The sequence below is a fragment of the Nocardia bovistercoris genome (genome assembly GCF_015674855.1).
GTDB lineage: Bacteria > Actinomycetota > Actinomycetes > Mycobacteriales > Mycobacteriaceae > Nocardia > Nocardia bovistercoris.
Genome location: NZ_JADMLG010000019.1, coordinates 119,034 through 128,962, shown reverse-complemented (window position 1 = coordinate 128,962; position 9,929 = coordinate 119,034). Strand labels below are relative to the sequence as shown.

The following is a 9,929-nucleotide window of genomic DNA, read 5'->3' as shown; positions in this document are numbered from 1 at the left end:
CCCGCCCCACCGCGCTTCACCGACTAGTGAACTTTTGCTCGAAATTCGACCCTAAAAGGGGAAAGGAAGTTACGTGCTAGACGTCAACTTCTTCGATGAACTCCGGATCGGTCTGGCCACCGCCGACGACATTCGCCAGTGGTCCTACGGCGAGGTGAAGAAGCCGGAGACCATCAACTACCGCACGCTCAAGCCCGAGAAGGACGGCTTGTTCTGCGAGAAGATCTTCGGTCCGACCAGGGACTGGGAGTGCTACTGCGGCAAGTACAAGCGCGTGCGCTTCAAGGGCATCATCTGTGAGCGCTGCGGCGTCGAGGTGACCCGCGCCAAGGTGCGTCGCGAGCGCATGGGGCATATCGAGCTGGCCGCCCCGGTCACCCACATCTGGTACTTCAAGGGTGTGCCGTCGCGCCTGGGCTACCTGCTCGACTTGGCGCCGAAGGATCTCGAGAAGATCATCTACTTCGCCGCCTACGTCATCGTCGGCGTCGACGAGGAACTCCGGCACAGCGAACTCTCCACCCTCGAGGCGGAGATGGAGGTCGAGAAGAAGGCCGTCGCCGATCAGCGCGACGCCGACCTCGAGGCCCGCGCCCAGAAGCTGGAAGCCGACCTCGCCGAACTCGAGGCCGAAGGCGCCAAGTCCGACGTGCGCCGCAAGGTCAAGGACGGCGGCGAGCGCGAGATGCGTCAGCTGCGCGACCGCGCCCAGCGCGAGCTGGACCGGCTCGACGAGATCTGGAGCACCTTCACCAAGCTGTCGGTCAAGCAGCTCATCGTGGACGAGGTGCTCTACCGCGAGCTCATCGACCGCTACGGCGAGTACTTCACCGGCGCCATGGGCGCGGAGTCGATCCAGAAGCTCATGCAGAACTTCGACATCGCGGCCGAAGCCGAGAACCTGCGCGAGACCATCCGCAGCGGCAAGGGCCAGAAGAAGCTGCGCGCGCTCAAGCGACTCAAGGTCGTCGCGGCCTTCCAGACCAACGGCAACTCGCCGATGGGCATGGTGCTCGACGCCGTTCCGGTGATCCCGCCGGAGCTGCGCCCGATGGTCCAGCTCGACGGTGGCCGCTTCGCCACCTCCGACCTGAACGACCTCTACCGCCGCGTCATCAACCGCAACAACCGCCTCAAGCGACTGATCGACCTCGGCGCCCCCGAGATCATCGTCAACAACGAGAAGCGGATGCTGCAGGAGTCCGTGGACGCGCTGTTCGACAACGGTCGCCGCGGCCGTCCGGTCACCGGACCGGGCAACCGCCCGCTGAAGTCGCTGAGTGATCTGCTGAAGGGCAAGCAGGGCCGGTTCCGCCAGAACCTGCTCGGCAAGCGCGTCGACTACTCGGGCCGTTCGGTCATCGTGGTCGGCCCGCAGCTCAAACTGCATCAGTGCGGCCTGCCCAAGCTGATGGCGCTCGAGCTGTTCAAGCCGTTCGTGATGAAGCGCCTGGTCGACCTGAACCACGCGCAGAACATCAAGTCCGCCAAGCGGATGGTCGAGCGTCAGCGTCCCCAGGTGTGGGATGTCCTCGAAGAGGTCATCGCCGAGCACCCGGTGCTGCTGAACCGCGCGCCGACCCTGCACCGGCTCGGTATCCAGGCCTTCGAGCCGCAGCTGGTCGAAGGCAAGGCCATCCAGCTGCACCCGCTGGTCTGTGAGGCGTTCAACGCCGACTTCGACGGTGACCAGATGGCCGTGCACCTGCCGCTGTCGGCGGAGGCGCAGGCCGAGGCCCGCATCCTGATGCTGTCCTCGAACAACATCCTGTCGCCCGCGTCGGGCCGCCCGCTGGCCATGCCGCGTCTGGACATGGTCACCGGCCTGTACTACCTGACCCGCCTCATCGACGGCGCCAAGGGCGAGTACCGGGAAGCGAGCAAGGACGCGCCCGAACAGGGCGTCTACTCCTCGCCCGCCGAGGCGCAGATGGCGGTCGACCGCGGCGAGCTCACGGTGCGGTCGCTGATCAAGGTGCGGCTCACCGACCAGCGTCCGCCCAAGGACGTCGAGGTCGAGCAGTTCCCCGACGGCTGGACCCGCGGCGACGCGTGGACCACCAAGACCACGCTGGGCCGGGTGCTGTTCAACGAGCTGCTGCCGACGGACTACGCGTTCATCAACGAGCAGATGCCGAAGAAGCGGCAGGCGACGATCATCAACGATCTCGCCGAGCGCTACCCGATGATCGTGGTCGCGCAGACCGTCGACAAGCTCAAGGACGCGGGCTTCTACTGGGCCACGCGCTCCGGCGTCACCGTCTCCATGTCGGACGTGCTCGTTCCGCCGGAGAAGGCCGAGATCATGGAGCGCTACGAGGCGCAGTCGGATCAGATCGAGAAGAAGTACCAGCGCGGTGCGCTCGATCACCAGGAACGCAACAACGCCCTGGTCAAGATCTGGCAGGAGGCGACCGAGGAGGTCGGTAAGGCGCTGCGCGCGCACTACCCGGCCGACAACCCGATCATCACGATCGTCGACTCGGGCGCCACGGGTAACTTCACCCAGACCCGTACCCTCGCCGGTATGAAGGGCCTGGTGACGAACCCGAAGGGTGAGTTCATCCCGCGGCCGATCAAGTCCTCCTTCCGCGAGGGCCTGACGGTTCTGGAGTACTTCATCAACACCCACGGCGCTCGCAAGGGTCTGGCCGACACCGCGCTGCGCACCGCGGACTCGGGCTACCTGACCCGTCGTCTGGTCGACGTCTCGCAGGACGTGATCGTGCGCGAGCACGACTGCGGCACCGAGCGCGGCATCGTGGTGCCGATCGCGGAACGTCAGATCGACGGCACGATCATCAGGGACGCACACGTGGAGACCTCCACCTACGCGCGCACCCTGGCCTCGGACGCGTTGGACGCCGACGGCAAGGTCGTGGTGGCCAAGGGCGCCGACCTCGGCGATCCCGCCCTGGAGGCGCTGCTCGACGCCGGTATCACCGAGGTGAAGGTCCGCTCCGTGCTGACCTGCACCACCGGCACCGGCGTCTGCGCCACCTGCTACGGCCGTTCGATGGCCACCGGCAAGCTGGTCGACATCGGTGAGGCCGTCGGCATCGTCGCCGCGCAGTCCATCGGTGAGCCCGGCACCCAGCTGACCATGCGCACCTTCCACCAGGGTGGTGTCGCGGGTGACGACATCACCGGTGGTCTGCCGCGTGTCCAGGAACTCTTCGAAGCGCGTGTGCCCAAGGGCAAGGCGCCGATCGCGGAGGTCTCGGGCCGGGTGCGCCTCGAGGACGACGACCGCTTCTACAAGATCACCATCATCCCCGATGACGGTGGCGAGGAAGTGGTCTACGACAAGCTCTCGAAGCGTCAGCGTCTGCGTGTGTTCAAGCACGACGACGGCACCGAGCGCCTGCTCTCCGACAACGACCACGTCGAGGTCGGCCAGCAGCTGCTGGAAGGCGCGGCGGATCCGCACGAGGTGCTGCGCATCATGGGTCCGCGCCAGGTGCAGGTCCACTTGGTCCACGAGGTCCAGGAGGTCTACCGCTCGCAGGGTGTGTCCATCCACGACAAGCACATCGAGGTCATCGTGCGGCAGATGCTGCGGCGCGTCACGATCATCGATTCGGGTGCGACCGAGTTCCTGCCCGGCTCGCTCACCGAGCGCGCCGAGTTCGAGGCCGCCAACCGTCGCGTCGTCGCCGAGGGCAGCGAGCCCGCGGCGGGTCGCCCGGTGCTGATGGGTATCACCAAGGCGTCGCTGGCCACCGATTCGTGGCTGTCGGCGGCTTCCTTCCAGGAGACCACCCGAGTCCTGACGGACGCGGCCATCAACTGCCGCTCCGACAAGCTCATCGGCCTCAAGGAGAACGTGATCATCGGCAAGCTGATCCCCGCGGGCACCGGTATCAACCGCTACCGCAACATCCAGGTTCAGCCCACCGAAGAAGCTCGCGCCGCCGCGTACGCGGTGCCGTCCTACGACGACACCTACTACAGCCCGGACAGCTTCGGCTCCACCACCGGCGCCGCGGTTCCGCTCGACGACTACGGATTCAGCGACTACCGGTAATCACCGAACACAACGATCGCCCCGCTCCTTGCCAGGAGCGGGGCGATCCCGTTTTGGCGGTATCCTGATGTTCATGAGCGTCGCCTATGACCATTACCCGGAGCTGCATCGCTTGGTCGAGCAACTTCGGCCCGAGACAGCTCCCGCAGCACGTGAGGCGTTGCTCAAGTTGGTGCGCGACGACGAGCCGGACCGGCTGGCCGCGCTCCCTGTCTTCGATGGGCCTGCGGATCTCAGCGCGCGCATGAACGACGAACTGTTCGAGGGCCAGTGACGCTGATTGTCGATGCGAACGTCCTCGTCGCGGTGATGAATCGGCGAGACGACCGGCACGAGAAGATGCGAGCATTCCTTGCAGGACGCTCCGACGATTTCGTTGTCACTCCGTATGTGGTCGCCGAGGTGACGTATCTCCTTCAGAAGTACGCAGGTGCGCACGCTGAGATCCAGTTCATGGAGTCGGTACGTGACGGCTTGTTCCGCGAAGAGTTCGCGCCTGCGGACACCGGCAGGATCATCGAATTGATGAAACAGTTCGCCGGATTTCCGCTCGGGGCCGCTGATGCATCATTGATCGCGGTGGCCGAACGCCTCGGCGTCAACGACATCGCGACTGCCGACCGTCATTTCAGTGCTATCCGCACAGCGGGTATCGAATTCATCAACGTACTGCCCTGAGGTTCTCATGGAGTACGGATACGAACAGTCGGAGTCCTTTCGCCGCCGACGGGACGAGGAATGGGATATTGCTGTTCTCGATTACGGGCACGCGGTGACAGCGGAGGAGATCGACAGCGCCGTGCGAGAAGCGATCATCGGAACCGGCGCTGAGATCATCCTGCTGACCGGGCATGCCGCGTTTCGCCTGCTGCCCGACGATCTTTAGGTGCCTGAGCAGCGCCCCTAGGCTGCGATCTTCATCAGCGTTCGCTGTCGAGCATGGACATCTGTGCGGCGGCGTAGCGTTCGCCCGCGACGCGTTCGGTGGGCGCTGCGGATTCGATCGCGGCGGATTCCTCGGCGTCGAGGTGGAGGTCCAGGGCGCCGACGGCTTCGGTCCAGCGTTGTTCGCGGCGTGCGCCGATGACCGGCACGATGTCCGAGCCGCGATTCAGTACCCAGGCGATGGCCAGTTGGGCGATCGAAACATCATGGGCGGTGGCGATTTTCGCGAGGGCATCGACCAATTCGAGATTCGCGGTGAGGTTCTCGCCCTGGAATCGGGGGCTGTGCGCGCGGAAGTCGTTCGCGCCGAAACTTCTTCCCGCACGTACGGAGTCGCTGAGCAGACCGCGTGACAGGACGCCGTAGGCGGTGATCCCGATGCCGAGTTCCCTTGTCACCGGCAGGATATCGGCCTCGATGCCGCGCGAGAGCAGGGAGTACTCGATCTGGAGGTCGGTGATCGGGGCGACGGCGGCGGCCCGGCGAATGGTCTCGGCGCCGACCTCGGACAGGCCGATATGGCGTACGTAGCCTTGCTCGACGAGTTCGGCGATGGCCCCGAGGGTGTCCTCGATCGGCACCGAGGGGTCGAGCCGTGCGGGGCGGTAGATGTCGACGTGGTCGACGCCGAGCCGCCGCAGCGTGTAGGTGAGGAAGTTGCGGACCGCGACCGGACGGCTGTCCACACCGCCCCAACTCCCGTCGGGACCGCGCAGCGCGCCGAACTTCACGCTGAGCACTACGTCCTCGCGCGGACGTTGTGCGAGGGCGCGGCCGATCAGCATCTCGTTGTGGCCCGCGCCGTAGAAATCGCCGGTGTCCACGAGGTTCGCGCCGGAGTCCAGGGCCGCGTGGATGGTCGCGATCGATTCGCCGTCGTCGGCGGCGCCGTACATGCCCGACATGCCCATGGCGCCGAGCCCGAGTCGTCCGACGGCCGGGCCGGACGCGCCGAGTCGAACGGTGGGGATCTTCGAAGTGGTCATGAACCCAGACTGGTCCGTCCGCCGGGCGCGCGGCAGAGATCGTTTATCGGGGGAGCGGCGATCCCTGGCTGCGCGCGCGCCGGTCGTGGACAGTGGAGTCATGGACCGCACCGAGCTCGCCGATTTCCTGCGTCGCCGCCGCGACCAGCTGAGTCCGGCCGAGGTCGGGCTGCCACCCGGCGTCCGCCGCCGCACGCCGGGACTGCGCCGCGACGAGGTCGCCCAGCTGGCGGGCATCTCGACCGACTATTACACGCGACTCGAGCAGTCCCGCGGGCCGCGCCCGTCCACCCAGGTGCTGACGTCGCTGGCTCGCGCCCTGCGCTTCGACAACGATGAACGCGACCACCTCTATCACCTGTGCGGTCACCCGGCGCCCGGTCGCGCGGTCGGCGACAAACACGTGGGTCCCGGCCTGCTGCACATGCTCGCCAAATTGGACGACACCCCGGCCACGGTCGTCACCGATCTGGGCGAGGTGCTGGTGCAGAACCGTATGCACGCCCTGCTCGTCGGCGATCACGGCGAACGCCGCGGCCTCGACCGCTTCTACGCCTGGCGCTGGTTCACCGACCCGCCGACGCGCGCGATGTTCCCGCGCGAGGATTGGGCGCGACTGGGACGCAACCACGTCGCGGATCTCCGCGCCACCGCCGCCCGCCGCGCCGCCGACACCGACGTGGTCGAATTCATCGCCGCCCTGCGCGCCGCGAGCACCGAATTCGACCGCCTCTGGCACGAACATCAAGTGGCGGTGCGACTCTCGGACACCAAACGAATCCTGCACCCGAGCGTTGGCCTGGTCGACACGGTCTGCGAAACCTTGCTGACCCCGAACGCGGCCCAGCGCCTACTGGTCTATCTGCCCCGGCCGGGCACCGACGCGGCGGAGAAACTGGACTTGTTGCGCGTCATAGGAACTCAGAGTCTCGCTCCGGTCGGCGATGGCGGCTAGGGGGCGCCCTGCATGTATTCGAGGGCGGAGTCTATGGCCGGTTGGCCGCCGCCCGCGTAGAGACCCGCGAAGGCGCCGATGACGCCGCCGACGACGGTGGTGATCGGGACCGTCACGATGTCGAAGATGAACAGGCCGAGGGGGAAGCCGAGGACGAAGCCGATCGCGGCGCCGATGGCCGCGCCCGCGACGACCTGGGGCATGTGGCGTTCCACTTCGGCGAAGAAGCGTTCTTGCGCGCTGATGTCGCGGATGGGGGTGTCGGCGATGGCGGCGGGGGCGAGGGTCAGTGTGGTGCCCGCCGGGTCGACGATGGGGCGGATCTCGACTCGGCGGTCGCCGACGCGGACGGCCATGGGGAGTGCGGCCAGCACCTGTCCGTCGCGGTCGGTGACGGTGACGACGCGGCCGTCCTCGACGAGGTGGAAGCGGCCGTCGCGCAGGACGGTGGTGACCGAGCGGCGGTCTTCGCTCGCGGCGACGTCGTAGCCGACGCGCTGGAATTCGCCTTCCAGGTGCAGCGGGCCTTCGCCGTCGCGCAGGTAGGAGGGGGCGGGTTGGGTCGGTTCCGCGGGAGCTATCCCCGTGCCGAGGCCGATGGCGCCCAACGCCAGTATCGCTGTGGCGGTGATTCTGCTGACCCTCATCGTCTACCTTCGCTCGCGCCGATCGACCGGTGATGTCCGGTTTGTCCGCAGCGGAGATTACCGCTTCCGAGGTGGGTTCTGCGGACGCTCAGCGGGATTCGACCCATTTGGGCCTATCGGTTGACATGCGGTCCGACTCGGGTAAATACTGAACTAGATGGTTCAGTATGAGTTCTTGGACGCCTCCTTCGGCGCACTCGCGGACCCCACGAGGCGGGGCATCCTCGAGCACCTCGGCCGCGGCCCGGCAACTGTCAGCGAACTGGCCGAACGCTTCGAGATGACCCTCACCGGCATCAAGAAGCACATCGGGCTGCTGGAAGAGGCGGGCATGGTCGTCACCGAGAAGCGCGGCCGCACCAGGTACTGCAAGCTCGCCGCGGGGGTCCTCGACCGAGAGACGGCGTGGATGCAGAACTACCGCCGCGCGCTGGAGGCTCGCATGGACCGTCTGGCCGAATTCCTCGAACGAACGGAGCAGGACGAATGACCGCGAACACGACCGACGACGCGACCATAACCACCCCCGCGGACCGGGAGATCCTGGTGGAGCGGATCTTCGACGCACCGCGCGAGCGCGTGTGGGCCGCCTTCAGCCGCCTCGAACAACTCGTGCAGTGGTGGTCGGGCGGAGATCTGTTCGCGGTGGAGCGCTGGGAGTTCCGCAAGGGCGGGCACTACCGGTTCCTCGACCGGTACGACGGCGAGATCAACGGCTTCGAGGGCCGCTTCCGGGAGATCACCCCGCAGGAACGCATCGTGCAGACCTTCGAATGGGACGGCATGCCAGGCCACGTCGCGGTCGACGCCGTCACCTTCACCGACCTCGGTGACGGGCGCACCAAGGTCACCACGCTGCGGCAGTTCCACACCCCGGAGGAACGCGACGGCATGCTGCATTCCGGGATGGCCAAAGGTATGAACGCGAGCTACCGCGCCCTCGACACGCTGCTCACCAGATCCGCCTGATCGACCGCGATCACGAGCGCGAAGCGCCCAACCTGCGTTTGCGCGGCTTCAGGTGCAGGCCGGGCAGCGGCGGGGCCGGAATCCGCTGGTCGGATGTGTGGCCCGTGATGTCGGGGAAGCGGGTCACATCGTGGTTCTCCCAGTCCGCGCGCGCCGCCACGATCTCCTCGTGACTGCGGCCGACGAAGTTCCACCACATCACCAACTCCTCCTCGAACGGCGCGCCGCCGATCAGCAGGAAGTGTGCGCCCGCCTCGGAGGTCATCCGCAGTTCGGTTCGCTCGGTGCCCAGGTACAGCAGCGGGCCCGGAGTCAACCGCACACCTGCGACGGTCAGGTCGCCTTCGACGAGCATCAGAGCGTGTTCGAAACCGGGATCCAGCGGCAGTTCGGTCGCGGTGCCCGCGGACACCTCCACATCCGCCCCGATGATCGGGGTGTAGGCCGCCGCCGGTGAAGTGTGCTCGCCCATCGACCCGATCAGGATCGTGGCGCGCGCACCGGGCGCGGTGAACACCGGCAGGTCGCGGTGTTGTTCGAAATGCGGGTCGATAGCGGCTCGATTACCGGGCAGCGCGATCCACAGTTGTAGGCCGTGGGCGGCGGGCGCGTCGGTCGGGTAGTACTCCGAATGCGCGACGCCGCGTCCCGATGTCATCAGATTCAGCTGGGCCGGATGGATCTCCACATCGGAGCCGACCGAATCCCGGTGGCGGATGCGCCCGACGAACGGCCAGGTCACCGTCTGCAAGCCGATATGCGGATGCGGGTCGATGTCCGGTGGCGCGTCGGTTCTCGTAACCGTAGGCGAACCGAAATGATCGAAGAAGCACCACGCGCCGACGGTCGGCAGATCCCGTTGTGGCAGTACACGTTCCACGAATACGCCGCGCACGCCACCGAGCGGCACCTCGCGGGCCGGGTACAGTTCGGCGACCGGCCCCGGCCCCGGCGCGGGTTCGCAGACCGCCTCGTCGGGGCGGGATTCCAGATCGCTCACGCCACTGCCCCGACGCATCGGCCCGCGATCACCGGGACACGCCTTTGCCGAGGACGTGCGCATCGTAATCAGAATTCTTCTCCAGGTACGACCGGATGAACGGGCAGTGCGCCTCGATGACCCGCCCGCGAGCGACCACATCATCGAGTGCGAACTTCGCCAGCACTTTGCCGAGACCCTTGCCGCCGAACGCGTCATCGATCTCGGTGTGCGTGAAATCGGTGATGTCGTCGCGCTCGACGTATTCGGCGAAACCGGCCAACGCGCCGCCGTGGAAGATCTCGTAGCGGTGCTGTCCGGGGTTGTTCACGACCTCGTTCTCGGCCACGCTGTCCTCCTCCCGAGCGCGCTAGGTCGCCCGCTCATGTTGGTGTGTGCCCGCACTTGGTTGCGTACGCGA

11 protein-coding genes are annotated in these 9,929 nt (G+C 66.7%); 7 read left to right on the top strand and 4 right to left on the bottom strand.

Annotation, left to right across the window (positions count from 1 at the left end; all coding sequences use genetic code 11):
• The first annotated feature begins 73 nt into the window (after positions 1-73).
• From IT779_RS32440 to IT779_RS32425, 4 genes are all read left to right on the top strand, one after another.
• Positions 74-4,027, top strand: coding sequence for a DNA-directed RNA polymerase subunit beta' (locus tag IT779_RS32440; RefSeq protein ID WP_196153294.1), 3,954 nt, complete (start codon positions 74-76; stop codon positions 4,025-4,027).
• A 73-nt stretch (positions 4,028-4,100) separates the two neighbouring features.
• Complete coding sequence (locus IT779_RS32435) at positions 4,101-4,301, top strand: hypothetical protein (protein WP_196153293.1); 201 nt, start codon at positions 4,101-4,103, stop codon at positions 4,299-4,301.
• A complete protein-coding gene (locus IT779_RS32430; protein ID WP_196153292.1) occupies positions 4,298-4,705 on the top strand; it encodes a type II toxin-antitoxin system VapC family toxin in 408 nt (135 codons plus the stop codon). Before IT779_RS32435 ends, IT779_RS32430 begins: the two co-directional genes overlap by 4 nt.
• Before the next feature lie 7 nt (positions 4,706-4,712).
• On the top strand, positions 4,713-4,913 hold the full coding sequence (locus tag IT779_RS32425; RefSeq protein ID WP_196153291.1) for a hypothetical protein: 201 nt from the start codon (positions 4,713-4,715) through the stop codon (positions 4,911-4,913).
• Positions 4,914-4,947: 34 nt separating this feature from the next.
• On the opposite strand, the gene IT779_RS32420 is transcribed toward IT779_RS32425, so the two are convergent.
• Positions 4,948-5,958, bottom strand: coding sequence for an aldo/keto reductase (locus IT779_RS32420; protein ID WP_196153290.1), 1,011 nt, complete (start codon positions 5,956-5,958; stop codon positions 4,948-4,950).
• 100 nt (positions 5,959-6,058) lie between these two features.
• Between IT779_RS32420 and IT779_RS32415 the strand changes: the two genes are divergently transcribed.
• A complete protein-coding gene (locus tag IT779_RS32415; RefSeq protein ID WP_196153289.1) occupies positions 6,059-6,913 on the top strand; it encodes a helix-turn-helix transcriptional regulator in 855 nt (284 codons plus the stop codon).
• On the opposite strand, the gene IT779_RS32410 is transcribed toward IT779_RS32415, so the two are convergent.
• Positions 6,910-7,560 (bottom strand): hypothetical protein, encoded by a 651-nt coding sequence (locus IT779_RS32410; RefSeq protein ID WP_196153288.1) that lies wholly within the window; start codon positions 7,558-7,560, stop codon positions 6,910-6,912. The genes IT779_RS32415 and IT779_RS32410 overlap by 4 nt on opposite strands.
• A gap of 157 nt (positions 7,561-7,717) precedes the next feature.
• Here IT779_RS32410 and IT779_RS32405 point away from each other — a divergent pair, with 157 nt between their 5' ends.
• Positions 7,718-8,050 carry an ArsR/SmtB family transcription factor gene (locus IT779_RS32405; RefSeq protein WP_196153287.1) on the top strand — a complete coding sequence of 111 codons (333 nt, stop codon included), beginning with the start codon at positions 7,718-7,720 and terminating at the stop codon, positions 8,048-8,050.
• Positions 8,047-8,529 carry an SRPBCC family protein gene (locus IT779_RS32400; RefSeq protein WP_196153286.1) on the top strand — a complete coding sequence of 161 codons (483 nt, stop codon included), beginning with the start codon at positions 8,047-8,049 and terminating at the stop codon, positions 8,527-8,529. The genes IT779_RS32405 and IT779_RS32400 overlap by 4 nt, the downstream gene beginning before the upstream one ends.
• A gap of 10 nt (positions 8,530-8,539) precedes the next feature.
• Here IT779_RS32400 and IT779_RS32395 read toward each other — a convergent pair whose 3' ends face one another.
• Both IT779_RS32395 and IT779_RS32390 read right to left on the bottom strand, forming a co-directional pair.
• Complete coding sequence (locus IT779_RS32395) at positions 8,540-9,529, bottom strand: pirin family protein (RefSeq protein WP_196153285.1); 990 nt, start codon at positions 9,527-9,529, stop codon at positions 8,540-8,542.
• 28 nt (positions 9,530-9,557) lie between these two features.
• Positions 9,558-9,857, bottom strand: coding sequence for a GNAT family N-acetyltransferase (locus tag IT779_RS32390; protein ID WP_196153284.1), 300 nt, complete (start codon positions 9,855-9,857; stop codon positions 9,558-9,560).
• Positions 9,858-9,929 lie beyond the last annotated feature (72 nt).

Bases quoted from the DNA above. Each gene is read 5' to 3' on its own strand.
- IT779_RS32435 (WP_196153293.1), top strand. From the start codon at position 4,101: ATGAGCGTCGCCTATGACCATTACCCGGAGCTGCATCGCTTGGTCGAG.
- IT779_RS32425 (WP_196153291.1), top strand. From the start codon at position 4,713: ATGGAGTACGGATACGAACAGTCGGAGTCCTTTCGCCGCCGACGGGAC.
- IT779_RS32420 (WP_196153290.1), bottom strand. From the start codon at position 5,958: ATGACCACTTCGAAGATCCCCACCGTTCGACTCGGCGCGTCCGGCCCG.
- IT779_RS32415 (WP_196153289.1), top strand. From the start codon at position 6,059: ATGGACCGCACCGAGCTCGCCGATTTCCTGCGTCGCCGCCGCGACCAG.
- IT779_RS32410 (WP_196153288.1), bottom strand. From the start codon at position 7,560: ATGAGGGTCAGCAGAATCACCGCCACAGCGATACTGGCGTTGGGCGCC.
- IT779_RS32405 (WP_196153287.1), top strand. From the start codon at position 7,718: ATGGTTCAGTATGAGTTCTTGGACGCCTCCTTCGGCGCACTCGCGGAC.
- IT779_RS32400 (WP_196153286.1), top strand. From the start codon at position 8,047: ATGACCGCGAACACGACCGACGACGCGACCATAACCACCCCCGCGGAC.